This is a genomic window from Crossiella sp. SN42, assembly GCF_023897065.1.
In the GTDB taxonomy this organism is placed as follows: Bacteria; Actinomycetota; Actinomycetes; order Mycobacteriales; family Pseudonocardiaceae; genus Crossiella.
In genome coordinates, this window is record NZ_JAMHIV010000029.1 from 92,773 (window position 1) to 117,017 (window position 24,245).

Sequence of the window (24,245 nt, forward strand, 5' to 3'; positions counted from 1 at the left end):
GCGCGTGCCGCTGTAGAGGATGCATTCCAATCGGCTCCGGCGAGAACCTACTGCCGCTGTTTGACCGCGTCCAGTGCGGGCAGGCGCGCTTGACTGTTCTTCCTCGATCTGATTGCTTATTCGGCATTAAGGGTTTGTTCGAGGAGGAACCCGAACGGTATTGACAGACGCTCCGGTGTTCGCCTGCGTCGAAATACAACCACGGAGTGTGACATGGCTGAGGGTGCGCGGGGGCAGGTGTGCGCGGGGATCGTCACCGCGGATTCACACCGGTCGCTGCCCGAGGTGGAAAGCGCCGCACTCGGCCTCGCCGCCCGGCTCAGCGCGGCCGGTCTCACCCGTGGCGACCGGGTCCTGCTCAGCGCGGACAACTCGGCCGACTTCCCGGTGGCGCTGTTCGCCCTGCTGCACCTGGACGCCTCGGTCGTGTTGCTCGATCCCCGCCACCACCAGGCAGAACGCGCGCGGGCGGCCGGGATGGCCAGGGCCCGTTTCGCGCTGCACGACTCGGCTGAGGACTTCCTGCCCGCCGGTAGCGCGCCGGGCACCACCTGCCTGCGCATCGGTGACCTGACCGGGGCCGGGAGCGTTTCCGGTGGACTTTCCTTCGCGAACTGGTATAGGCGCGGCGACGGTCTTGTCTGCTGGTCTTCCGGACCGAGTGGCGAACCGAGGGGAATCGTTCGCTCCGGCGAGTCTGTCCGGCGCAATATCGAGGCCACCCGGCGGCGGATGGGATACCGGCGGGAGGACGTGCTGCTGCCGCTGCTGCCTTTTTCGCAACAGTACGGACTTTCGCTGGTGCTGCTCTGGTGGGCGGTCGGCTGCTCGCTCAAAGTGACCCCGTTGAGCCGCCTCGACCGTGGTCTGACCGGTGAAGTCAAGGCCACCGTGGTGGACGCGACCCCGGCCACTTACCACAGTTTGCTCAATGTGCTCGAACGCCGGGAAGAACTGCGCGCCGGTATTGCCGCGGTGCGAATGTGGTGTGTCGGCGGCGCGCCGCTGGCGCCCTCGGTGGCGCAGCGGTTCCGGCGGCTGCTGGGCGCGCCGCTGCTGGACGGCTACGGCAGCACCGAGGCCGGCAACATCGCGCTGTCCTGCGTGGCCAACCCGGTCGGCTGCGGGCGGCCGCTTGATGGCGTGCGGGTGGAGATCCGCGCTGGTGACGGCGAGGCCAAGGCCGGGCAGACCGGCGAGATCTGCGTGCGCACCACCGGCCTGATGGCGGGCTACCTCGCCGAGGACGGCACGGTGGCGCCGTTCGGGCAGGAGGTCTACCGCACCGGCGACCTGGGCTTCCGGGACGGCGAGGGCAACCTGCACGTGCTCGGCAGGCGCGCCGCGGTGCACCGCCTCGGCCACACCCTCTACCCGGAGGCGCTGGCCCGCAAGGCGCGACGGTGCGGGCGGCCGGTGGCGGTGGTGCCGATCGAGGACGAGCGCCGGGGCTGCCAGCTGGTGTTCCTGGTCGCCGACCGCGGCGGGCACGAGGCCAGGTACTGGCGGGCGCGGATCGAACCGCACCTGGCTCCGTACGAGCAACCCAACCAGCTGCTGGTGGTGGACCGGCTGCCCGAGCACTGCCCGCTCGACCCGCGCCAGGGCACCCGGCTGGTGCGTGACCTGCTCGCCGCCGAGGCCGAACGGGTGCGCGCGGACCCGTCCGAACCGCTGTTCACCGAACGGGCGCCGACCGCCATGATCTACCGCGAGGACCGGGACGGCACCCCGCTGGGAACCAGGGACGGCAACCGGCCCTCCGGCGGGCGCGGACTGCCCGCGAACTACCTCACCCATGGCGGACAACGGATCGCGGAGCCGTTGCCGCTGTCCACAGTGGCCTCCGAACACCTGCCCGGTGCTCGCGCGGGGCGAAGAAGGATCAGTCAGTCCCGAGGAGGGCTTGTGTCTGTCACCGTCGTTCGATCTGGACCGCTGAACTGGGCCCAGCAATGGCATTGGCTGGAACAGCAACTCGATCCCGAGGAGCGATTCCTGTCCATGTCGCTGACCATGAAGCGCGCCTGCCCGGTGCCGGAGGGGCTGGCCCTCGGTGACGTCGAGGCCGCGCTGGCCACCCTGGTCGACCGGCACGAGGCGCTGCGAACCCGTTACTCCACAACGGAACCCGTGCAGTCGGTGTGCACGGCCGAAGCACCCGTGGTCGTGGTGCACGAGCTGCCGGACGAGGAGGTCGAGCCGGAGGCCGCGATCGAGCTGGCCGTCGAGCTCATCGGCGACGAGTTCGACCTGGACCGGGAATGGCCCTACCGCGCGGTGGTGTTCACCCGCGAGGCGCGGCCGGTGGTGCTGGTGGCCTTCGTGCACCACATCTCGGTGGACGCCCGCGGCGCCGACATCGTGGCCGAGGAGCTCGGCGAGCTGCTGGCGGCCGCGGCGCAGGGCCGGCCCGCCGAGCTCGGCGAGCCGCGCTGGCACCCGCTGGACCAGGCGGCGATGGAGGCCACCGAGGAGTACCAGGCCATCGCGCAGCGGGCCCGCGCGCACTGGGCGAAGCCGGAGGCGGCCGCCTCGGCGAACCTGCTCGCGCCCTACTGCGGCGACCTGCCGCAGCTGCGCACCCACTACGTCATCCACCGCTCCCGCTCGCTGCTGGCGGAGCTGCAGAAGGTCTGCGCGGAGTACGAGCTGAGCCCGTTCACCGTGGTCACCGCCGCGTTCGCGGTGCTGGTGGCGCAGCGCTCCGGCAGCGAGCGGATCGCCATCGAGACGGTGATCTCCAACCGGTTCGACGAGGCGCAGGCGGCCAGCGTGGGCTGCTACGCGCTGATGGGCCAGATCATCGTGGACACCTCCGGCGGCCCCGACCTGCGCACGCTGCTGCGCCGCACCTGGTCGGCCGGCCTGCGGGCGTTCCGGTACGGGCACTTCGAGCCCGCCGTGCTGCTGGAGGTCGAGGCCCGCGAGGTGGCCCGGCGCGGCCTGCGCCCCAACGCGGCGCTGCACCTGAACTACCGGCCGCACAACTCGGCGGAGGTCACCGAGGACCCCTCGGCGTTCCCGCCGGACGAGGTGGCGGCCGAGACCTGGGACGGGCTGTGCGACACGCTCTACGTGCACGTCAACCCGGCCGATGACGTGATGGAGGTGGGCCTGCGCGCCGGGGACCACCTGCTCAGCCTGGCGGAGTCGAAGGAGCTGCTCGCCGGGCTCGAAGGGGTGCTCAAGGAACGGGACGCCCTCGGCGCTCGCCTGACCGGCACCGCCACCGCGACCCTGAACCCGGGCTGGGCCAAGGTCGGCCAGGACTGGGTGAGCCTGGAGCTGACCAAGGAGACCCTGGAGTCCTGCCCCGGGGTCACCCAGGCCGAGGTCGTGGTGGAACCCGGCGCGGACGGCGACCGGCTGCTGGCGCACGTGGTCGTCGAGGACCCCGACCTGGGACCGCCCGAGCTGCGCGACTTCCTGCTGGAACAGCTCTACCTGAACCCGTTGATCATGGCCCCGGGCTGGTACCGCTGCTACGCCGACGCGCCAGCGGAGGGAGCGGACTGGGCAGAGCACACCGTTGTGCGCCAAGGAGATGGGCGGCACGGCGACGGCGCCGCGCAGACCCCGGCCGAGGAGGCGCTGGCCGAAGCGCTGGCCGCCACCTACCCGGAGGCGCGGATCGACCTCGCGGACTGCTACGCCGCTGCGGGCGGCCGGTTCCTGGACATCCCCGCGGTGCTGGGGCGGCTAGCCAAGAACGGCTACACCGGGATCTCCGCGGCCGACCTGATGTCGCCGTTGTCCTTGCGGCACATCGCCTTCCGGCTGGGCCAGGACACCGGCCCGGTGGAGGAGCGGTCGTGACCGAGTACCGCACCGCGCTGGTCACCGGGGCCTCCAGCGGGATCGGGCAGGCCTACGCGCGGGTGCTCGCCGCCAGGGGCTGCGACCTGGTCATCGTGGCCCGCCGGGCGGAACGCCTTGAGCTGCTGGCCACCGAGCTGCGCGAGCGGTACCAGGTGACCGTGGAGACCATGCCGGCCGACCTCACCGACGACGGCGACCTGCGCCAGATCGAGAAGCGCCTGGCCGACACCGACCGGCCGGTCGACCTGCTGATCAACAACGCCGGCATCCCCGGCGGGGACACCGTGCTGGGGGAGGGGGCGCCCGCGGGCGAGGAGGACGTGGTCGCCACCAACGCGGTCGCACCGCTGCGCCTGATCAACGCCGCCCTGCCCGGCATGATCGAGCGCAAGGCCGGCGGCATCGTCAACGTGGCCTCCCTGGCCGGGCTGCTGCCGGGCTTCCCGCCCAGCGTGACCTACGGCGCGAGCAAGGCCTTCCTGCTCTCCTTCAGCGAGGGCCTGGCCGTGCGGGCCCGGCCGCTCGGGGTGCGGATCACCGCGGTGTGCCCCGGCTACGTGCACACCGAGATGACCGAGGGGGTCGACGACGTGCCGGAGTTCTTCTGGACCCCGAGCGAGAAGATCGTCGCCGACAGCCTGCGCGGGCTGCGCCGCAACCGGCCGCTGGTGGTGCCCAGCAAGCGGTACGGGGCGCTGGCCGCGATGATCCGGGTCATGCCCAGGGGGCTGGCCCGGCTGTTGTCGGCGCACGCGGCCTGAGCCGGCGGATCGATATGATGCGAACTCACCGATCCGGAAAGCCGGACCACTCGGCTATACCGGGATTCGCGCGGCCCGGCCGGCGTTCGACCGTGGAAGTTCCGCGGTCGAACACGGTGCGGGTTAGGCTTCCCGCCGGTGAGCACGAGTGCGCCGGGTCGCACATTCTTGATTTCTCGTGTATGTGGGCCGCGAAACCCACACTGAACCCACAATAGGAGCGCTTCGGTGGAACTCAGGCAGCTCACCACGAATATCCCGGCCGGTGCCACGACCCGGCGCCTGGACGTGTGGGGCCACGTGCTCGCGGTGGCCACGAACCGGCCGGAGGCGGCGGACCTGCTGGCCGACACGTTCTACCCGGCCGGGATGTTCCAGGTCCGCGAGGCCGCCGACGGCCCGGTGGCGGAGCTGACCATCGTCGACCACGCCCGCCCGCAGGCCGAGGTGGACGAGCTGATCCGCTCGGTCTCGGCCACCGGCCGGGAGAGCGACTACGAGCTCACCAGGAACTACCGGCTGCCCCGGTTCGACACCGCCGAGGGCACCCTGTTCGTGCTGCGGGATGTCAACCACACCGAGTCCGCCGCGCTGCTGCGCACCGAGGGCCGGGTGACCATCGTGCGGCCGGAGACCCCGCTGGGACACCGGTGGCTGACCCGCATCGTGCGCGACCTGGCCACCCGCTTCGCCAAGGCCAGCGGCTCGCTGGTGCTGCACTCCTCGGCCTTCACCCACGACGGCGGCGCCTACCTGGTCATCGGCGACTCCGGCGCGGGCAAGTCCACCACCGCGATCGCGCTGGCCCGGCTGCTCTCACTCGCTGGCTGGATGGGCAACGACCGGATGCACCTGGACCGCGAGGGCGCGCAGTACCGGGCCACCGCCTGCCCGCTGCCGCTGGCGATCAACAAGGGCTCGCTGGACGTCATGGGCGTCACCGACTTCCAGGGCTGGACGCTGCACGCCGGGTTCCCGGCGGCCGGGTCGGACTGGGACCGGTTCATGGGCGAGGACAAGCTCAAGATGAGCACCAGGGAGGTCGAGCGCTACCTGGAGGTGCCGATCGTGCCGGAGGCCCCGCTGGCCGGGGTGCTCTTCCCGAGGGTCGACCCCAGTGCGCCGTACGCCTTCGGCGAGGCCAGCCTGGAGCACGCCGCGGACGTGCTCAGCCGCAACTGCTTCTCCGTGGACGACAACCTGCAGGGCGAGGACTGGCTCGGGGTCACCGGCGCCGACCCGGTCGCGCCGCCGACGCTGGAGGCGTTCCTGGCCGACATCGCCAAGCTGCCGCTGCTGCGCTCCTCGGTGGGCAACGCCGCCGACGTGACCAGGCTGGCCGCGGACTTCCGCCGTGCCGTGACCGCCGAACGCTGAAGTGCCGAAGTCAAGAGAGGTGGTAGGGATGCACTCTTTCCGCAAGCACGTCTCGGTCGTGCCCGGCATGGACGAGTTCGACGAACAGGCCATCAGCGAGAAGATCCACCTGGTGGACAGCGACATCCTGGTGCTGGGCGGGTCCCTGGTGGACGGCTCCGGCACGCCGTCCTCGGACTTCGACTTCTGCGTGATCGCGCGCGAGGCCGACGACCGGTTCCACCGGGACACCTTCCCCAAGGAGGCGCACATGCGCTTCTACACCAGCGGGGACCGGGTCAAGGCCAGCTTCGACTACCTGCCGGAGAGCCTGCTCGGGGTGGACGTCGAGTACTGGACCGTGGCGCAGATCGAGCACATGCTCGACTCGCACGACAAGCTCTACGACCACATGGTCAACCGGGCGCGCAAGTCCTCCAGCTTCGCCGCCGCCTCGGTGGACTTCCGGCTGATGTCCCGGCTCAGCTACGGGGTGGCGCTGCAGAACGCCGAGGAGTTCGAGCGGATCCGGGCCGGCATCCACCGCGACCAGCTCGCCTTCACCGCCTACCGCACCGCGGTCGGCAGCTACCCGGACTTCCGCGACCTGGCAGGCATGTGGGCCCAGCAGGACTACGAGACCGCGCTGGTCGCCGCGCGCAAGCTCGGCGTGGACACCTTCCGCGGCCTGACCCACGCCTACGGCAACACCAACCGCAACCCGAAGTACCTCAGCCGCTTCCTGACCAGGCTGCCGGACTCGCTCGCCGAGCTCTCCCAGCGGTTCCGGCACCTCAACGCCTACGGCATCGGCGATCCCGCGGACGCGCCGGAGGCCATCCTGACCTGGCTGGACCTCATCGACGCCGCCTACGCCGAGATCCGCATCCGGCGCGACCAGGTCGCCGACTTCCCCAGCCGCGCGCGGTTCCTGGAGCTGCTCAGGGGCGAGCTGCACGAGACGATGAGCTGGAACGCCGAGATCGACAACGAGTACTGTTTCCGCGCCCGCGAGGCCGAGGACGGCCTGCCCCCGCTGCGCGAGCTGCTCACCGTGATGGAGCGGCGGGGCTCGACCGAGCACCACCTGCCGCTGCGCGAGTGGGCCAGCGGCCAGTCCGCGCCCGCGGGCGAGAACAACAAGTCGAACACCTGAGAACGGAGACCTTTCAGTGCGCACCGTCTACGTGGTCGCCCATCCCGAGGCCACCCACCACGTGCAGGACCTGGTGGGTGGCTGGCACGACTCGGAGCTGACCGAGAAGGGCAGGGCGGCGGCCGCGGCGATCGCGGAGTCGCTGCGGGCCCAGATCCCGGCAGACGCCGAGGTGGAGCTGTACACCTCCGACCTCAAGCGCACCCTGCAGACCGCGCAGGCGATCGGCGCGCGGTTCGGCCTGGAACCGGTGCAGGACAAGCGGTTGCGGGAGAAGTCCTACGGCGAGGCCGAGGGCAGGCCGGACCCCTGGCTGCGGGAGCGGTTCGTGCCGCCGCCGGCGGAGGGGGAGCGGATGTTCCACGACGAGAACATCCCGGGCGCGGAGACCAAGGGCGACATGGCGGTGCGGATCTATGAGGTCATGGACGAGATCCTGGCCCGCCCGGCCGAGCACCAGATCATCGTCACCCACGGCGGCGCGCTGACCTTCGTGGTGGCCAACTGGATCAAGTTCCCGCTGGAGTCGGCGGGCTACGCCAACTTCAACGGTCCCTCGGGCAGCATCACCGTGCTGCGCCAGGACGACTACTTCCACAACCGCCAGGTGCGGGTGCTGGGCGACACCGCCCACCTCGCGGGCTGACCAGCGCGGGCGAGGCGGGCGGTGCGGGGTTCAGAGCCTGCTGGCGAGCTCTTCCCCGAGCCGGTCCGCCTGCCTGCGCACATCGGCGAAGTCGTAGCGGAACCGGAAGGACGGCAGCGAGTTCACCGCGGCCAGGGTGCGCTCGGCGCTGCCGGGGGCGGGCTGGTGGCCGAAGATGTTGAGGTGCTTGTTGGGCAGGTCCAGCAGCCGGTTGCCCAGCAGCTCCGCGCTCTCCGCCTGGGCCATCGGCCGGAACTCCGCCTCCGCCGGGTCGTCGGCCAGGCTCAGGTGCACCAGCGCGTCGACCTTCATGTGCTGCCCGATCTTGGAGCCGAGCAGGTCGGCGTACTCCCAGGGGTAGAGCAGCGCGGTGCCGTGCGGTTCGACGCCGGACTCGCGCAGGCTGAGCAGGGTCTGGTTGGCCGGGTGGGTCAGCTCGGACTGGATGGCCACCGAGCGCTCCCGGCCGAAGAGCAGGTCCATGCTGTCCAGCCGCACCGAGATCGAGCGCGGCCAGCCCACCCCGGTCACCTCGCCGTGCTCGGCCACCAGGCTCACGTCGTCGTTGCACACCATCACGCCCGCGCCGTTGAGCACGCTGGCCATGATCAGCGAGGTCTTGCCCGCCCGGCTGGAGCCGACCAGGGCCACGCCGATCCCGTTGAGCTGCACCAGTCCGGCGTGCAGCAGCAGCACGCCGGCCCGGCTGGCCGCGGAGCGGTGCACCGCCCTGGTCGCCCGCAGCAGGGACTGCACCACCCAGGCCTCGCTCACCGGGGCGAGGTGGAACAGCTGCTTGGCCTGGTGGTCGACCGCGTACTCCACGGCCACCTCGCCCTGCGCGGTCACCGACTCCGGCACCGCGGCCGTCGAGGGTTCCTGGCCGGCGATCATCTGCCACTCGCCGGGCGCGGCCTCGCCCTGCTCGATGACCAGGTAGGGCGCGGCCAGGCGGTGCAGCTGCTCGGCGACGGGGGCCGGACACGTCAGCCCGGTGCGCGCGAAACGTGAGCGGACGGTGTACCGACCTATCCCACCGGTCAATTCCGCGGTCACGTGCGACCACCTCCTGTATTTCAGTCGAATGCCGTGAAGAATGAGCAAGAAATGGACCGGACAAATGTGTTTCCGGGTCGGTCCGAACCATAACGACGGGCGTTCTGGGAAACAATCAGCGCGGTTCGCCGTTCGACTCCGGTCATCTAGCATGGTGCGCGATGGCCACTCGTTCAGATAAGGACCAACAACCGGTGAAGATCGTGTCGATCCTGCGTGATCGGTTGATGCTGCTGAGCGAGTTGCGCCATGCCGGTCCGGTCGCGGTGGGCGGTCTGGTCGCGGTGCTGCTGGTGGTCAGCTTCGTGCCCGCGCTGACCGCGCTGGTGATCAACGACCTGGTCGGCGCGCTGCTCGGCGGCCGGTCGACCACCTTCGCGCTGGTCGCCCTTGGCGTGATCATCCTGGCCGGGCGGCTCGGTCAGGCCGTCGCGCTGCCGGTTGACTACCTGGTCGGGCAGCGCATCGACGCCGCGCGGCAGGCCGATCTGACCCGGCTCGCGGTCTCCAGCAAGGAGATCGGCCCGCTGGAGCAGTCCAGGACGCGCGAGCTGCTCCGGCTGGCCAGGGCCGATCCGGAGTTCTGGGCCGAACGCCCGCCCGGCACGGGGGCGACCGCGCAGCTGGACCTGATGGCCCGGTGGATCGGCGTGTTCGCCGCCGCCGCGGTGCTGACCAGCTTCGCCTGGTGGCTGGCCCCGCTGGTGATCATCCCGGCGCTGGTGAGCCGGTTCATCTGGCGGCGGCAGTTCATGGAGCACATCGAGATCGAGCGCGCGGGCGTGCTCTCCGGGATCGAGGCCGACCACTGGCGGCGGATGGCCGTGGAGTGGACCGACGGCAAGGAGAGCCGCACCTTCGGGTTGCAGGGCTGGGCGGTGGACCGCTGGCGGCAGAACCTGATGGCGATGCTCTCGCCGAAGTGGACCGCCGGGCTGCGCAGTGTGCTGGCCCAGTGGCAGATCGCGGTGGTGACCGGGCCGCCGTTGATCGCGGCGTTCGCGTTGAGCGTCTGGGAGGCCGCCCAGCCCGGCGGCAGCGTGGCCGCCGCGGCCGCGGTGCTGGGCGCGGGCTGGTCGATCCTGAACCTGATGGGCTTCGCCGACGCGCTGGAGATCGAGGGCGCCATTCCCGGCTGCCGGGCCTACGCGGAGCTGCGCGCGCACTCCATCGCCAGCGAGCGGGCCGCCTCGGACTCGCCGGTGGCCGCCACCGAGCACCAGGAGGCGCCGCTGGTGCGCTTCGAGGAGGTCTCCTTCTCCTATCCCGGCAAGGGATCCTCGGTGCTGGACCGGCTGGACCTGGAGATCCGCCCCGGTGAGCTGCTGGCCATCGTCGGCCTCAACGGCGCTGGCAAGTCCACGCTGATCAAACTGCTCGGCGGCCTCTACACGCCCACCGGCGGACGGATCACGGTGGACGGGGTCGACCTCGCCGGCACCGACATGGGGCAGTGGCGCAGCCGCTCCTGCATCGTGTTCCAGGACTTCGTGCGCTACCCGTTGTCGTTGCTGGACAACGTGGCCCTGGGCTACGCGGCGGTGCCGGCCGACCGGGAACGGGCCGAGCGGGCCGCCGCCGAGTCCGGCCTTGACAAGCTGATGGAACGGCTGCCACTGCACTGGGAGACCCCGCTGGCCAGGGCGCGCACCGGCGGCGTGGACCTCTCCGGCGGGCAGTGGCAGAAGGTCGTGCTGACCAGGGCGATGTACGCGCTGCAGAACGGGGCGCGGCTGCTGGTGCTGGACGAGCCGACCGCGCACCTGGACGTCAAGTCCGAGTTCGAGGTCTTCCACCAGCTCGCCAGGAACAAGCGGCGGGCCGGCGTGGTGCTGATCTCGCACCGGCTGTCCACCGTGCGGCTGGCCGACCGGATCGTGCTGCTCGACGGCGGCCGGATCGTGGAGTCCGGCACGCACGACGAGCTGATGGCCTACGACGGCAAGTACGCCAAGCTGTTCACGATCCAGGCCGAACGCTTCAACCAGGGCTTCGACAACCTGGTCGACGAGGGAGACACGCTGTGATCCGCTACGTGCGGCTGTGGACGGAGATCCTGGGCCTGTCCTGGCGGCACGCCCGCGGGCTGACCCTCACCGTCTTCGGCATCGAGATCGGCCTGGTGATCGCCAACATCGCCATCGCGCTGGCCATGCGCGACGCGGTGGACGAGCTGATCGCCCGGCAGGTGACGCCCGCGATCGTGGCCGCGGTGGTGGCGGCCACCGCGGCGGTTGCGGTGTTCGTGTTCAACCGGTTGCACGGGCTGGTCGGGCTGTTCCTGATCGTGGAGCGGGTCGGCGTGGTCATCGAGGACCGGCTGATGCGCGACATCGCCTCGCTGGAGCAGATCGAGCACCTGGAGCGCAGCGACTACCTGGACCGGATCACCGTGCTGCGCGGCGCGCCCAAGCGGATGGTCAGCGGCATGTGGAACGCCGTCCGCGCCTGCTTCACCATCGTGCAGCTCATCCTGACGCTGGTGCTGCTGGGCACGGTCAGCGCCTGGCTGCTGGTGCTGCTGGTGCTGGCGATGGCCCCGCTGTGGTGCGACGGCCTGGCCCGTGAGCGCGAGGCCGACGCCGAGATCGACACCGCCGAGTACTTCCGGTTGCAGCAGCAGCTCTTCGACATCGCCACCGACGCCGCCGCGGGCAAGGAGATCCGCACCGGGCAGGCCGGTCCCTCGGTGGGCCGGTTCCAGGCCGCGGCGATGGCCGAGGTGACGCGGGGCCGTTACCGGGCCAGGGTCAGCGCGGCCTGGTTGCGCGCGCTGGGCTGGACGGTGTTCGTGACCGGGTTCATCGTGCTGCTGTGGCTGGTGGCCCGGCAGGCCGCCACCGGCGCGGCGACCCCCGGCGACGTGGTGCTGGTGGTGACGCTGACGCTGACCCTGCAACAGACCGTGCAGACCGCGGTGGGCCAGCTGACCACCACGATGAGCGTGGGCATCTACGTCGAGCCCTACCTCTGGCTGCGCGCCTACCTGGCCGCCGAGGCCAATGCCCGCCGGGGCGACCGGCAGCCGCCGGCCAGGCTGGAGTCCGGGATCCGGTTCGAGAACGTGCGGTTCACCTATCCCGGCACCGACAAGGTGGTGCTGGACGAGGTCAGCATCGAGCTGCCCGCGGGCAGTGTGGTCGCGCTGGTCGGTGAGTTCGGCTCCGGCAAGTCCACCATGGTCAAGCTGCTCAGCCGGTTCTACCAGCCCGACTCCGGCACCATCACGGTGGACGGGATCGAACTGTCCGAACTGGACACTGAAGCCTGGCGGGCGAGAACCAGCGCCGCGTACCAGGACTTCGGCCGCTACCCGCAGATGACCTTCGCCGAGGCGGTCGGGCTGGGCGACATCGCGCACCTCAACGACGAGGCCGCGCTGGCCAGGGCGATCGACACCGCCGACGCCGACGGGTTGGTCCGCAGGCTGCCGGACGGGCTGGCCACCCGGCTGTCCCCGGTCTACGGCGGACTCGACCTGTCCGAGGGCCAGTGGCAGAAGACCGCGTTGGCCAGGGGCAGCATGCGCACGGATCCGTTGCTGTTCATGCTGGACGAACCCACCGCCTCGCTGGACGCACCCAGCGAGCACGCCATCTTCCAGCGCTACATGCGCCGGGCCCGGCAGCTGGCCGAGCACACCGGGGCGATCACCCTGGTGGTCTCGCACCGGCTGTCCACTGTGGCCGGTGCCGACCTGGTGCTGGTGCTGGACCGGGGAAAGCTGGTGGAACAGGGCACGCACGAGGAGCTGCTGGCCGCGGGCGGGCGCTACAGCGAGCTGTACACGTTGCAGGCCAGGGCCTACAGCATGCGGCCCGGGTTCGACCTGGTTTCCGGTGCCCCAGAAGGGAAATCCGGTTAGCCCGTGTCCCGTGGATCTCGTGCGTGAGCGCCGGAGTCCAGGTCGTTCCTGGTGGCACCGCCGGAACGGCCTCGTACCGGGTTGTACGTGGCCGTTCCGGCGGTGCCACCAGGGGCGGCCTGGGCCCGGCGATCGCGTGCGAGATCCACGGGACACGGGCTAGTCTCGGGGTATGCCCAACGCCCTGGTGACCGGAGTCTCCCGCGGCCTGGGACGGCACCTGTGCCGGGCGTTGCGCGCCGCGGGCTACCGGGTGCTGGGGGCGGGACTGGCCGCCTCGCCCGACCATCCGGACGTGGATGACTACCGGGTGCTCGACCTGCGAAACCCTGAGGTGGCAAGCCCGTTCGACCCGGCCGAGGTGGACGTGCTGGTCAGCAACGCCGGGGTGTACCTGGACGATCCCCGGCGCGGCTACGGCGACCTGTTCGCGCTCTCCGCGCAGGACCTGCGGCAGACCTTCGAGGTCAACCTCTTCGGCGCGGTGGCGCTGGTGCAGGCCTACGCGCCGCACATGATCGCGCGGGGGAGGGGCAGGATCGTCTGCGTCTCCTCCGGCATGGGCAGGCTCCAGGACGCCGACGGGGCCTCCTTCGCCTACCGCGCCTCAAAACTGGCGGCCAACTCGCTGGTCCTGTCGGTGGCCAGGCACTTCAGCGACGCCGCTGGCGACCTGGCGGCCTTCGCCTACTGCCCTGGCTGGATCCGGACCGAGATGGGCACCGAGGACGCCCCGCACGAGCCGGAGCCCTCGGCGGCGAACCTGGTCGAGCTGCTGAGGTTGCCCGCCGGCCGGTCCAACGGCCGGTTCTTCCGGGGCACGGCCGAACTGGGCTGGGACACCAGGGGACCGATGGTCGGCTGATCGTCCATTATGGACAGTGATCTCCGCCGTTGTCGCGCGACGGTGGGAAAACAGTGGGCTGACTGGCAGGATGCGAACGACGCACCCAAGGATTGTGTCCACTGTGGAGAGGCAAGATGAACCAGTACGTTCACGGATTCGTGGACGAAGGATTCGTCCTAGTCCCAGGAGTGATCGAGGAGTCCACCCGCGCCACCTGGCGGGCCGCGGTGGACCGCGCCGCGGCCGCGGTGCGCGCCAAACCCGGGGACTACGACACCAGGTACACCCTGCGCACCGAGCAGGAGACCGATACCTGGGGGGTCAGCCACATCTTCGAGCCGAGCCTGTACGACCCGGTCTTCGCCGAGGTGTTCGAGCACCCCGGCGTGATGGGTTTTGTGCACGCGGTGCTGGGTGAGAGACTGCGCTTCTGGACCGCGCACGCGCTGTGGGAACCGTCCACAGTGGACTATGAGCTGAACTGGCACAAGGACAACATGGAGACCGACCGGTACTCACCGGACGGCCGCAGCACCCACGTCCAGTTCAACGTCTGCCTCACCGACGACGACTGCTTCCGGGTGGTCCCCGGCTCGCACAAGCGGCCGCTGACCGAGGAAGAACGCGCCCAGGCCGAGAGCAAGGGCACCGGCACGCTGCCCGGCGAGAAGGTGGTGCGGGCCAAGGCGGGCGACGTGCTGTTCATGAACCACCACGCCCTGCACCGGGGCTCCGGTTCGGCCGGGGTCGAGCGCCGCACCCTGCACGTCAACCTGCAGGCCGCCGACGAGCCCACCGGCGGGCACACCTCCTGGCGGTTCATGCGCCAGGAGGGCTACCTGGACCGGATGACGCCGGTGGTGCGGGAGATGATGGCCAACACCATCGCCTGGGACGACGCGCACCCGCTCTCCCTGGCCGAGACCATGCGCCGCCGCCGGGCCAGCCAGGGCATCAAGGGCCACGAGGCCAGAGCGGGAGGCAACGGGCGATGACCACGCCACAGCAGCTCCGGCGCGAGGCGATCCGGATGACCGCGCACGCCGAGACCGGGCACATCCCGTCCAACCTGTCCGCGATCGAGATCATCCACACCCTGTTCATGCGGGTGCTGAAGCTGGATCCGGAGCGCCCGGACTGGCCGGACCGGGACCGCTTCATCCCGAGCAAGGGCCACTGCGCGGCCGCGATCTACCTGGCCATGGCCGCGGCCGGGCTCTTCGACCGCAAGCGCCTGGACGCCTTCAACGTCGACGGCGGCGAGGTGCCCGCCATCCTGGCCCGCTACGGCCTGCCCGGCCTGGAAGCCGACTCCGGCCCGCTCGGCCGCGGCATCTCCATCGGCATCGGGGTGGCGCTGGCGGCCAAGCACGACAACCGGGACTACCGCACCTACGTGCTGGTCGGCGACGGCGAGTGCCAGGAGGGCCAGATCTGGGAGGCGGCCATGCTGGCGCCCACCCTGAAGCTGGACAACCTGGTGGTCATCGTGGACGACAACCGGCTGCAGGGCTCCTTCGTCACCAGCGAGGTGATCGAGAGCAAGCTCGACGAGCAGTTCGCCGCCTTCGGCTGGCAGGTGCACCGGGTAGACGGGCACTCGGTCGAGGAGTTGGAGGAGGCGCTGCGCGCGCCGCAGGACCGGCCGAAGGTCGTCCTGGCCACCACCGTGAAAGGCAAGGGGGTTGCCATGATGGAACACGAGCCCGACTGGCACTACCGGCGGCTGACCTTCAGCGAGCTGGTCGTGAGTCTGCGAGGCCTGCGATGACCACCACGGTCGGCCAGGCGGTCGGAGACCTGTTGCTGGAGAAGGGCCGCGAGTTCGGGGACACCTACCTGATCGTGGCCGACGGCAAGCTCAACGGCACCGAGCCGTTCATCGAGACCTACCCGCAGCGGTTCCTCAACGTGGGCATCGCCGAGCAGAACGCGATCTCGGTCGCCGCTGGGCTGGCCTCGGCAGGCAAGCAGGTCTACCTGTGGAACTGCAGCACCTTCCTGCTCTACCGGCCCTTCGACCAGGTGCGGGTGGACGCCGCGTTCGCCAAGACCCGGCTGCGGCTGATCGGCACCAGCTCCGGCCTGTCCCGCAGCGCCTCCGGCATCGCGCACCTGGCGATCGAGGACCTGGCGATCATGCGGGCGCTGCCGAACATGACCGTGCTCTGCCCCGGCGACCTGGCCGAGACCCGGCAGCTGCTGGCCCAGGCGCACGAGGTGGACGGCCCGGTGTACGTGCGCTTCGCGCTGGAGAACCACGCCCTGCCCGAGATCCACGCCCCCGGCACCAAGATCCAGCTGGGCAAGGCGATCACCGTCACCGACGGCGGGGACGCGGCGCTGATCGCGACCGGGAACATGCTGCCGGTGGCCAGGGACTGGGTGGACGAGTTCGCCGAGTCCGGGCTGCGGGTGCGGCTGGTGAGCATGCCCAGCATCAAGCCCTTCGACGCCGCCGCGGTGGCCGGGCTGGTGGCCGAGGGACTGCCGATCATCACCCTGGAGGACCACTCGGTGATCGGCGGCCTGGGCACCGCGGTGGCCGAGGCGATCGCGGAAACCGGCCGTGGCGTCCCGTTCCGGCGGGTCGGCGTGCCGGATGAGTACCCGTACATCGTCGGCACCCCGGACTACCTGCACGGGCACTTCAACATCCCGGGCGTGCCCGAGCTGCGGGACTGGCTGGAGGCGGTGCGCGGGGCGGACCGGGTCCCGACCACCGTCGCGGCGACGTGAGGATCCGGTACGCCGCGCTGGACCTGGACGGCACGCTGATCGACGAGGCCGACGAGCCCTACGAGGGCGTGGTGGCCGGCCTGCGGGCACTGCGCAAGCGCGGGGTGCTGCCGCTGGTGATCACCGGCAGGGCGGCCCGCTCCTTCCGCAACCTGCGGCACCTGGACGACCTGTTCGCCGAGGTCGACGACGAGGTGCTGCTCAGCGAGGGCAACGTGCGCATCGCCTTGGGCGTCAACGAGTTGTCCTTCTCGCTGAGCTGCCCGAACGAGGTGCTGCGCACACTGGCCGAGGACTCCGCCACCGACCTGGTGGCGGAGTGCTCCGGCGAGTTCTACGCCAGCAGCGCGCGGGCCGCGGCCCAGTTCGCGATGGCCTACCGGGTGCCCAGGCGGCAGATCGAGGTCACCGGCAAGGGCACCGCGGACATCCCGTGGTTCACCGCGGTGACCATCTTCCGCAGCCGCGTCCCGGTGCCCGAGCTGGTGGCGGGGCTGGACTGCGAGGCGGTCACCATCGGCCCGTTCGGCGCGCACGTGGTGCGCCCGCGCGGCACCTCCAAGGCCGCCGCGCTGCGCAGGCACTTGCGGCGGCGGTTCAACGAGCCGGACCTCAGCGCCACCATGGCCATCGGCGACACCGCCACCGACGCCTCGATGCTGGCCGCCTGCGCGCTCGGCATCGCCACCCAGCACGCCGACGAGGCGGCCAGCGCGGCCGCCGACCGCAAGCTCGACGGCGACCTCGCCGCATTCCTGCACGACTTCCGTCCCGAAGGGTGGTAAGACCGTGACCGAACCGGTGTCCCAGGAGACGGAGCTCGTCCTCCTGCTGTCCCTGCCGGATCCGCGGCCCGACGAGGCCGACGCGATGCTCAAGCTGCTCAACACCCCGCTGGACTGGAACCAGGTGCTGGGCATGCTGACCGTGCACCGCGTCATCGGCGTGGCCTGGCACAACATCCTGCGCTTCGTCATCGCGCACCGGCAGACCCTGCGCTCCTCCTACTTCATCAAGTCGCTCAAGGTCACCGCGGCCGGACAGGAGCTGATGGCCGAGGAGCAGCGCTCGCGCACCGCGCAGGTGCAGGCGGCGCTGAGCGCGGCCGGGGTGCGCAGCGCGGTGCTCAAGGGCGCCGCGGTGGCCGCGATGGCCTACCCCTCGGCGGGCATGCGCGCCTTCCACGACAACGACCTGCTGGTGGACCGGGAACAGCTGCCCGCGGCCACCGCGGCGTTGCAGGAGGCCGGGTACGTGCAGGGCAGCTGGGACTACGAGACCAGCTCGGTGCGCCCGGCGGCGCGGCGGCAGGTCATGTTCATGGCCATGCACTCGCACCAGACCTACTCCTACATGAAGCCCACGCCGGAAGCCTCGGTGCTGGAGTGCCACCGCCTGGACGTGCACTTCTCCATCGACCTGATGACCGGCAACCGCAGCGACGCCGCGGTATCGGCGTTGCTGGACAACCGGATCGAGCTCAACGGGCTCAGCGTGATCTCCCCGACCGACATGCTGATCTTCAGCTGCCTGCACTTCGCCAGGGAGGCCGCGCACCGCAACGAGGTGCTCGCGCTCAAGGACCTGGTGCTCTACAAGCTGGTCGACATCCTGGCGCTGCTGGCCGGGGACCACGACTTCAGCGACCTGGCCGCGCGGGCCGGGCAGCTGGGCTTCACCAAGGAGGCCTACTTCGCGCTGCACCACTGCGCGGAGATCTTCCCCGGCCGGGTGCCGACCGAGCTGCTGGACCCGTTGCGCCCCAACGACCTCGCCTACCTGGACGAGGTGGACGACGGCAAGACCGTGGTGCACCGCTGGCAGACGCCGATGGTGCGCCGGATGTTCGACGTGCACCGGCTGCGCGAGCTGGAGGGCGACCTGAATATCCCGGAGCTTGGCCGGAAGTAGTTCCAGCACGGCAAAACGGGCCGGGCAGTGGCGGTTGTCGCTACTGCCCGGCCCGTTTTGTTGTGTCAGGGCAGGGAGATCTCCAGCACCATCAGGCCCCACAGCAGCCGCGAGTGGTCCTGGCCCGCGCCGTGCTCGGTGATCACCTGGCGCACGGCGGCCTCGCTGAGGAAGCCCGAGGAGCACAGCCGGGGCCGGGCGAGCACCTCGCGGGCGAAGTCCCACAGCGTGCCGCCGGGGGCCATGAAGGCGCTGACCGGGAAGGTGAACGGCTGCTTCTCCCTGGCCGAGACCGAGGCCGGGATGGACCGGGCGCCGGCGTCCCAGAGGATCTTCTTGCGGCTGGACCCGTTGACCTTCCACGCATCCAGGGTGCGCCGGGCGAACCGGGTGACCTCCGGCTGGCAGTAGGGCACCCGGCCCTCGACCGCGTGCGCCATGGACAGGTGGTCCAGCTTGCGCAGGTTCAGGCTGGGCAGCTTGTGCAGCCGGTCGAAGCTGAGCAGCTGCTCCAGCCGGGAGGGCGCAGGGAGGGTGAGCAGCTCCAGCGCGCGCTGCCTGCTGCTGCCCCTGGAGTCGAGCAGCTCGCGGTACTCCGGGGTGTAGAGCCGCCGGTACTCCGCTTCCGGCACAAGGGAAAGCCGGTCCAGGTACCGGGCGGCCCAGCTGTCCTCGTCGGCGGCCAGCGCGGTGCTGTAGCGGCGGTAGCCGCCGAACTGCTCGTCCGCGCCGTCACCGACGAAGCAGACCCGGAAGCCGCCGGCGGAGATCTCCCGGAACAGCGCGTAGGCGCTCAGCGCGTGCGGGGTGGCGTTGGGCGCGCCCAGGGCGGCCACCGTGGCCGGGATCAGCTCCGGCAGCTCGGCCTCGCGGATCTCCACCACCTCAAGGGGAATCCCGGCGAAGGCGGCCGCATCCCTGGCATAGGCCAGCTCGTCGGAGTCGTGCGTGCCCTCGTGCGTGACGTGGAAGCCGGTCACGTCGCCGCGGCGCTGCTTGAGCAGGGTGGCCAGCACGCTGGAGTCCAGGCCGCCGGAGACCTGCACCGCGATCGGCGCGGACTGCAACGACATCTGCGCCACCTCGCGCGCCAGCAACGCGGCCAGGCGCTCCGGATCGTTGCCCTCGTCGGTGACCGGCTCGGTCTCCTGCCACCACCGCCGGGTGCGCGCGGTCTGGCCGTCGTAGACCAGCGCCTCGCCCGGGTGCAGCGCGGAAACCCCGGTGTACCAGGAGGATCCGTTGGGCTGGCACTGCCAGTTGAGGTAGTCGTCGACCGCGAGCGGATCCACGTCCAGGGGCTTCTCCACCAGCGCGGTCAGGCCGCGTAGCTCGGAGGAGAAGGCGATGCCGTCCTGGGTCAGCGCGTAGTACAGGCTCTTCACCGCGAGGTGGTCGCACCACAGCTTGAGCTCGCGGCCCCGGCGCAGGTCCACCACGGCGATGGCGAACATGCCCTCCAGCCGCTCTGCGAAGCGGTCGCCGTGCAGCTCGTAGTAGGGCACCAGGACCGAGCCGTCGGAGTCGCCGTCCACGTGCACGCCGCGCGCGGCCAGCTCGGCCCGGATGGCCCGGAAGTTGTAGATCTCGCCGTTGAACACCGCGTGCACCGTGCCCTCGGCGTTGCGGAAGGGCTGCCTGCCGGTGCTGGGGTCCTGAATGGACAGACGGTTGCAGCCGATGCCCCAGTCCGCGCCGCTGGTGTGCCGCTGGACGTCCGGTCCGCCGGAGAGCTGGGCGTCCCGCGCGCCGTCTAGTGCGGTGGGGTGGAACCCATGTCCGAAGTAGCCGTAGATCCGGCACATAGTGTTGCCCCCAACGATGTGGTTGTCCGCGAACGGAAAGCGCGACGGCCTCGGCCCTTCCGGCCTGGTGATCTATCCTTAGCACGGGCCGGATGAGGCTGTATAGCGAACCAGGACGGGACGAGGGACGGCACATGCGCTGGCATCGGCTGCTGATCACGGGGGCGAGCGGGGCGGGCACCACCACCCTGGGCCGGGCACTGGCCTCCCTGCACTCGGTGCCGCACGCCGAGGCCGATGACTACCTCTGGCTGCCGACCTCCCCGCCCTATCTGCACAAGCGGCCGATGGAGGACCGGATCGCGCTGATGCGGGCGGTGTTCCTGCCGAGGGACTCCTGGGTGCTCTCCGGTTCGGTGAAGGGCTGGGGCGAGGTGATCCCGGCCCGGCTGGAGGGCGTGGTATTCCTCACCATCGACCAGCAGGCCCGGATGGCGCGGTTGCTGGAGCGGGAGGTGCTGCGCTACGGCGACAGCATCAAGCCGGGCGGCAGCAACGAGGCCGCGCACCACGAGTTCCTCGACTGGGCAAGGGGATACGACGACGACACCGCCAGCCGCAGCCTGGCCAGCGACGAGAAGTGGCTGGCCGGACTGACCTGCCCGGTGCTGCGCCTTGACAGCGCGCAACCGGTGGCCGACCTGGTGGCCGCGGTGGAGCGGTGGACCAGCGCGGAGCTGGTGGTGGGGGAGTCCGGCCCGTGATCGAGCGCGCGGTGCGGCTCATCGACGCGGGCGGGGCGGTGGAGCTGGAGGGCAGGGGCGTCAACCGCTCCTACCGGCTCGCTGACGGCGACCGCGTGCTGTCGGTGAAGGTGCACTGTGCGGCCACCTCGGCCGAGACCGACCACCAGCGGATCCAGCGGGTGGACGAGGCGCTGAGGGGCGCCGACTGGTACCCGCCGGTGCTGGACATCGGTCACACCGCACCGGATCGGCTGGTGGTCATCCGCCCGTTCGTGCCCGGCGCTGCCTCCGAGGACGCGGCCCGGCACCTGGACGTGCTGGCCGGTGTGCTCGGCGAGCTGGCCGCAGGCACCGCGGCGGTCCCGGCCGAACTGGTCTGGGACTACGCGACGCCCTGGCTGACCGAGGGCGAGCGGGAACACCTGGCGGCCAAGGAGATGCTCACCGGCGAGTGGGACACCTTGTTGCGCGCCATGGACGAGCACCTCGGCGACCTGCTGGCCGGCGCGCTCCGGCTGACCGGGACCGGCGAACCCGCGCTGTACCACGGTGACCTGCACGGCCGGAACCTGATCTGGCACGAGTCCCGCCCGCTGACCGTGATCGACTGGGACGAGACCGGGTTCTCCCACCGGCCCGCCGACCTCGGCAAGGCGCTGTGGCTGTCCTGCCGCAAGGGCCGGGGCGACTTCGAGCTGGATCCGCCCGCGGTGCGCCGGTTCCTGGCGCTGCTGCGCGCCAACCCGGCGCTCCCGCTTGCCGACCCGGCCGACCTGGCCAGGCTCGGCGCGATCTGGTTCCTGCCGAGGTACCACCACGTGACGCTGCTCGCGCAGCGCGACGCCCAGTTCATCCCGTGGTACCTCGGCTGGGTTTCCCGCTTCTGGGCGCGGTTCCCGGCGAACCTGGACCTGGTCAGCCGCGGCTAGCGGTCCAGCGCCGGACCGCGTCCAGGGTCTGCTCACGGCTGAGACCCTCGGTGGCGCCGTGCGGGGACACCGTCTCCCCGGACTGCTCGGCCACGTTGTGGTCCCCGGCCAGCGCCGCCACCGCCTCCATCGGCAGGCCGAGCCCGGCGAGCGCGCGGCCCAGCACGGTGGCGTCCAGGCCCTGCCCGTCCGCGGCGCTGAAGTACCGCCAGCTCTGGAACATGCCCTCCAGGTGGCCCGCGGACAGGTGCACCGCGTTGCGGCCCTCGGACAGCGCGATCCCGCCCGGCCCGCCGACCAGCGCGTGCACCGCGCCGCGCAGCGAGGCCGGATCGGCCTTGCCGGGGTGCAGCTCGCCGAGCAGGTTGTCCCGCAGGTCCTCGATCTCGCGCTCGCTGTGGCACTCCAGCAGGCCGACCAGCCCGGCACTGCCGCGGTAGCCCGCGGCCAGCACCGGCAGGAACCCGTTGAGCACCACCACAGCGCGCCCGTGCAGCTGGACCACCGAGGCGTAGGAGCCCGAGCCCAGCTTGTGGATCCCGGCCTGGCGGCACCGGGCCTCCAGCGCCGCCGGGTCCAGCTCCGGGTCCAGGGTCATCGCCTCGAAGGCCCCCAGTGCGCCGGTGGCCGCCGAGGAGTCCAGCAGCGCGGCCAGTGCCCGGCTGGCACCAGAACTCAGCGCGGCGGACCCGTCAGCGGCCACCCGGTGCAGGCGGGGGTAATGCTGGAGCAGGTAGCCCCGCTCGCCGAACTCCCTGGCCGTGGTCACCGCACAGCGCAGGATGTCCACCTTGCCGTCACCGAGCACCCGGACGACCTCGCCCAGCACCTCGGTGGCGTTTTCCCCTTGCAGCACCTCAGGTTTGACCATGGTCACGAAGTGCGTGCCGCCGCCCGGCACCGGCCCGCCGAGCGGTCCGGTGTCCTGGCGGCGGCCCGTGCGCAGCACCTCCGCGAGCAGCGGCCGCACCTGGGCGGGACTCACCACAGGGTGATGCCCTTCTCGATCAGCTCGACGGTCAGCTCACCGGTGTTGGCAATGGCTTCCTCGACCAGCGCGGTCACCACGGCCTCGTCCGGGTCCGGCGCGGTCACCACGACCTCGTCGGGGCTCTCCAGCGGCGCTTCCTTGGAGGTGAAGATGTGCACCTGGGTCGCCCCGCCGCACTTCTCGTGCACCTGCTGGGCCAGCCGCATGGCCATCACGTTGTAGATCTTGCCGGTGTGGTCCAGCGGGTTCTTGCCTGCCGGCGCCTCGATGCTCATCGGGCGCATCGGCGTGATCAACCCGTTGACCCGGTTGCCGCGGCCGACCACGCCGACGTCACCGGTGTCGGCGACGGAGCCGAGCGCGGTGAGGTAGGGGCGGCCGTTGCGGTCGGTGGCGTTCATCAGCAGCTCGTAGTCGGCGATGCCGAGGCCCTGGATGAACTCGTTGAGCTCCTGCTGGATGACCGCCTTGCGCGCCCAGTACTGGTCCATCGACTCGATGTGCGCGGCCAGGAACGGCATGTTCACGACCAGGCTGAACTTGTCGCCGCGGCGGCTGCCGAAAACCTTGACGTCCCAGCCGCTGTCGGGGTGCCGCTGCTTGAAGTCGGAGCCGTTGATCAGGTGCTCCAGGCCCTGCACCAGGTTCTCCAGCCGGGACAGCGGCGCGAAACCGTGCAGCAGGTTGGTGTCGTTGGAGACCAGCCCGCCGGAGCGGACCTTCACCAGGTCATCGATGGACTGCGGCTGGTACCGGGAGACCCCGCGGCCGGAACCGTGGTGGTCCACGACGCCCAGCTCGACCACCAGGTGCTTGGCTGGGTCGAAGCCGGTGGTGACCTGCGAGAGCACATCGGAGGCGGCCCGGAACATGATGTCCTGCACCGGAATCTCGGTGCTGCCCACCCGGTAGGCGCCCTTGCCGAAGACCTTCACCCGGTACGGCGCGGTGATCTCGCCACGGCCGTAGTCGATGTCCGCGCCGCCGCCGTAGAGGGTCACCTTGTCGAACCAGTGGTGCGCGACCCCGCCGAACTCCTTCAGGCAGTGCTGGGAGTAGTAGCGCGACATGCGCTCGGCCATCGCGTCGCACATGGTGTCCGGGTGACCGACACCCTTCCGCTCCACCAGCTCGTAGGGCAGATCTTCGACCGAACGCGAGTCCCGATGAATCTGCAGCATTGACCGACTTTCTTACTCGAATGCCGACAGGACTTAGGAAACAAAGTCCGCGGACGTCGTCTTGATGTTGCCGGAGCATACCCACGGGTCGCCAAAATGCCGACCGGTTCGACGGTCGGCTGGTGTGCTCGAACAGTTAGGATCGGTGTGATCACGAGCGGCCGGGACTGTCCAAGCAGGACAGTCCCGGCCGGTCACCACAGCTCGTCCAGCGCCGCCAGGCGTTTGCGGATGAGCCTGGCGTCCCGTGGCGGCAGGACCGCGACGACGAGGTTCAGGACGTGGCGCAGTTCGGCCGGATCCGGGCAGCACTCCTGGAATCCGCAGCCGTACTGGGGATCCCACAACCGGTGCGTGGGGTCGCGGACGAAGTTCCGCTTGGCGCGCAACGCCTCGACGGTGGCCTCCGGCCAGAGCCGGGTGCGTTCGAGCCGGGCGAGCTGTGCCCGGCCACGCCGGGACAGGCCTGGCGGCATGGGTGTGGCGGCTGCACC

At 70.8% G+C, this 24,245-nt stretch carries 20 protein-coding genes; 15 read left to right on the forward strand and 5 right to left on the reverse strand.

Annotated elements, in window-relative coordinates; genetic code table 11:
- Positions 1-213 precede the first annotated feature (213 nt).
- The 5 genes from M8C13_RS31400 to M8C13_RS31420 all read left to right on the forward strand — a co-directional run bounded on the left by M8C13_RS31400 (position 214) and on the right by M8C13_RS31420 (position 7,741).
- Entirely contained in the window at positions 214-3,819 is a 3,606-nt protein-coding gene (locus tag M8C13_RS31400; protein WP_252484371.1) for a class I adenylate-forming enzyme family protein, read from the forward strand.
- Positions 3,816-4,583: an SDR family oxidoreductase gene (locus M8C13_RS31405; protein WP_252484372.1), complete on the forward strand. Its 768-nt coding sequence runs from the start codon at positions 3,816-3,818 to the stop codon at positions 4,581-4,583. The genes M8C13_RS31400 and M8C13_RS31405 overlap by 4 nt, the downstream gene beginning before the upstream one ends.
- 228 nt (positions 4,584-4,811) lie before the next feature.
- Positions 4,812-5,960: a hypothetical protein gene (locus M8C13_RS31410; protein ID WP_252484373.1), complete on the forward strand. Its 1,149-nt coding sequence runs from the start codon at positions 4,812-4,814 to the stop codon at positions 5,958-5,960.
- Positions 5,961-5,988: 28 nt separating this feature from the next.
- Positions 5,989-7,095, forward strand: coding sequence for a nucleotidyltransferase domain-containing protein (locus M8C13_RS31415; protein WP_252484374.1), 1,107 nt, complete (start codon positions 5,989-5,991; stop codon positions 7,093-7,095).
- Between the two features lie 16 nt (positions 7,096-7,111).
- The gene (locus tag M8C13_RS31420; RefSeq protein WP_252484375.1) at positions 7,112-7,741 is read left to right on the forward strand and encodes a histidine phosphatase family protein; all 630 of its coding nucleotides are present in this window, start codon (positions 7,112-7,114) and stop codon (positions 7,739-7,741) included.
- Between the two features lie 30 nt (positions 7,742-7,771).
- On the opposite strand, the gene M8C13_RS31425 is transcribed toward M8C13_RS31420, so the two are convergent.
- Positions 7,772-8,797: a hypothetical protein gene (locus tag M8C13_RS31425; RefSeq protein WP_252484376.1), complete on the reverse strand. Its 1,026-nt coding sequence runs from the start codon at positions 8,795-8,797 to the stop codon at positions 7,772-7,774.
- A 194-nt stretch (positions 8,798-8,991) separates the two neighbouring features.
- Here M8C13_RS31425 and M8C13_RS45590 point away from each other — a divergent pair, with 194 nt between their 5' ends.
- The 8 genes from M8C13_RS45590 to M8C13_RS31465 all read left to right on the forward strand — a co-directional run bounded on the left by M8C13_RS45590 (position 8,992) and on the right by M8C13_RS31465 (position 18,159).
- Positions 8,992-10,824: an ATP-binding cassette domain-containing protein gene (locus M8C13_RS45590; RefSeq protein ID WP_252484377.1), complete on the forward strand. Its 1,833-nt coding sequence runs from the start codon at positions 8,992-8,994 to the stop codon at positions 10,822-10,824.
- Complete coding sequence (locus tag M8C13_RS45595; protein WP_252484378.1) at positions 10,821-12,662, forward strand: ABC transporter ATP-binding protein; 1,842 nt, start codon at positions 10,821-10,823, stop codon at positions 12,660-12,662. The genes M8C13_RS45590 and M8C13_RS45595 overlap by 4 nt, the downstream gene beginning before the upstream one ends.
- A gap of 172 nt (positions 12,663-12,834) precedes the next feature.
- Positions 12,835-13,527 carry an SDR family NAD(P)-dependent oxidoreductase gene (locus M8C13_RS31440; protein ID WP_252484379.1) on the forward strand — a complete coding sequence of 231 codons (693 nt, stop codon included), beginning with the start codon at positions 12,835-12,837 and terminating at the stop codon, positions 13,525-13,527.
- A gap of 116 nt (positions 13,528-13,643) precedes the next feature.
- Complete coding sequence (locus M8C13_RS31445; RefSeq protein WP_252484380.1) at positions 13,644-14,504, forward strand: phytanoyl-CoA dioxygenase family protein; 861 nt, start codon at positions 13,644-13,646, stop codon at positions 14,502-14,504.
- The gene (locus M8C13_RS31450; protein WP_252484381.1) at positions 14,501-15,280 is read left to right on the forward strand and encodes a transketolase; all 780 of its coding nucleotides are present in this window, start codon (positions 14,501-14,503) and stop codon (positions 15,278-15,280) included. Before M8C13_RS31445 ends, M8C13_RS31450 begins: the two co-directional genes overlap by 4 nt.
- A complete protein-coding gene (locus M8C13_RS31455) occupies positions 15,277-16,248 on the forward strand; it encodes a transketolase family protein (protein WP_252484382.1) in 972 nt (323 codons plus the stop codon). The genes M8C13_RS31450 and M8C13_RS31455 overlap by 4 nt, the downstream gene beginning before the upstream one ends.
- Positions 16,245-17,033, forward strand: a complete 789-nt coding sequence (locus M8C13_RS31460) for an HAD hydrolase family protein (protein ID WP_252484383.1) — start codon at positions 16,245-16,247, stop codon at positions 17,031-17,033. Before M8C13_RS31455 ends, M8C13_RS31460 begins: the two co-directional genes overlap by 4 nt.
- Before the next feature lie 4 nt (positions 17,034-17,037).
- On the forward strand, positions 17,038-18,159 hold the full coding sequence (locus M8C13_RS31465) for a nucleotidyltransferase family protein (protein ID WP_252484384.1): 1,122 nt from the start codon (positions 17,038-17,040) through the stop codon (positions 18,157-18,159).
- Between the two features lie 65 nt (positions 18,160-18,224).
- On the opposite strand, the gene asnB is transcribed toward M8C13_RS31465, so the two are convergent.
- Positions 18,225-19,964 carry an asparagine synthase (glutamine-hydrolyzing) gene (gene asnB / locus M8C13_RS31470; protein WP_252484385.1) on the reverse strand — a complete coding sequence of 580 codons (1,740 nt, stop codon included), beginning with the start codon at positions 19,962-19,964 and terminating at the stop codon, positions 18,225-18,227.
- A gap of 134 nt (positions 19,965-20,098) precedes the next feature.
- Between asnB and M8C13_RS31475 the strand changes: the two genes are divergently transcribed.
- Positions 20,099-20,668: an AAA family ATPase gene (locus M8C13_RS31475; protein WP_252484386.1), complete on the forward strand. Its 570-nt coding sequence runs from the start codon at positions 20,099-20,101 to the stop codon at positions 20,666-20,668.
- On the forward strand, positions 20,665-21,579 hold the full coding sequence (locus M8C13_RS31480) for a phosphotransferase (RefSeq protein WP_252484387.1): 915 nt from the start codon (positions 20,665-20,667) through the stop codon (positions 21,577-21,579). Before M8C13_RS31475 ends, M8C13_RS31480 begins: the two co-directional genes overlap by 4 nt.
- Here M8C13_RS31480 and M8C13_RS31485 read toward each other — a convergent pair.
- The 3 genes from M8C13_RS31485 to M8C13_RS31495 all read right to left on the reverse strand — a co-directional run bounded on the left by M8C13_RS31485 (position 21,566) and on the right by M8C13_RS31495 (position 24,227).
- Positions 21,566-22,564, reverse strand: a complete 999-nt coding sequence (locus M8C13_RS31485; RefSeq protein ID WP_252484388.1) for a hypothetical protein — start codon at positions 22,562-22,564, stop codon at positions 21,566-21,568. The genes M8C13_RS31480 and M8C13_RS31485 overlap by 14 nt on opposite strands.
- Positions 22,561-23,751, reverse strand: coding sequence for a methionine adenosyltransferase (locus tag M8C13_RS31490; protein WP_252484389.1), 1,191 nt, complete (start codon positions 23,749-23,751; stop codon positions 22,561-22,563). The genes M8C13_RS31485 and M8C13_RS31490 overlap by 4 nt, the downstream gene beginning before the upstream one ends.
- Positions 23,752-23,945: 194 nt before the next feature.
- Entirely contained in the window at positions 23,946-24,227 is a 282-nt protein-coding gene (locus M8C13_RS31495) for a hypothetical protein (protein ID WP_252484390.1), read from the reverse strand.
- Positions 24,228-24,245: the final 18 nt, after the last annotated feature.

Excerpts from the sequence above, each read along its gene's own strand:
- M8C13_RS31400 (WP_252484371.1), top strand. The coding sequence starts at position 214 with ATGGCTGAGGGTGCGCGGGGGCAGGTGTGCGCGGGGATCGTCACCGCG.
- M8C13_RS31415 (WP_252484374.1), top strand. The coding sequence starts at position 5,989 with ATGCACTCTTTCCGCAAGCACGTCTCGGTCGTGCCCGGCATGGACGAG.
- M8C13_RS31440 (WP_252484379.1), top strand. The coding sequence starts at position 12,835 with ATGCCCAACGCCCTGGTGACCGGAGTCTCCCGCGGCCTGGGACGGCAC.
- M8C13_RS31445 (WP_252484380.1), top strand. The coding sequence starts at position 13,644 with ATGAACCAGTACGTTCACGGATTCGTGGACGAAGGATTCGTCCTAGTC.
- M8C13_RS31450 (WP_252484381.1), top strand. The coding sequence starts at position 14,501 with ATGACCACGCCACAGCAGCTCCGGCGCGAGGCGATCCGGATGACCGCG.
- M8C13_RS31455 (WP_252484382.1), top strand. The coding sequence starts at position 15,277 with ATGACCACCACGGTCGGCCAGGCGGTCGGAGACCTGTTGCTGGAGAAG.
- asnB (WP_252484385.1), bottom strand. The coding sequence starts at position 19,964 with ATGTGCCGGATCTACGGCTACTTCGGACATGGGTTCCACCCCACCGCA.
- M8C13_RS31475 (WP_252484386.1), top strand. The coding sequence starts at position 20,099 with ATGCGCTGGCATCGGCTGCTGATCACGGGGGCGAGCGGGGCGGGCACC.
- M8C13_RS31490 (WP_252484389.1), bottom strand. The coding sequence starts at position 23,751 with ATGCTGCAGATTCATCGGGACTCGCGTTCGGTCGAAGATCTGCCCTAC.
- M8C13_RS31495 (WP_252484390.1), bottom strand. The coding sequence starts at position 24,227 with ATGCCGCCAGGCCTGTCCCGGCGTGGCCGGGCACAGCTCGCCCGGCTC.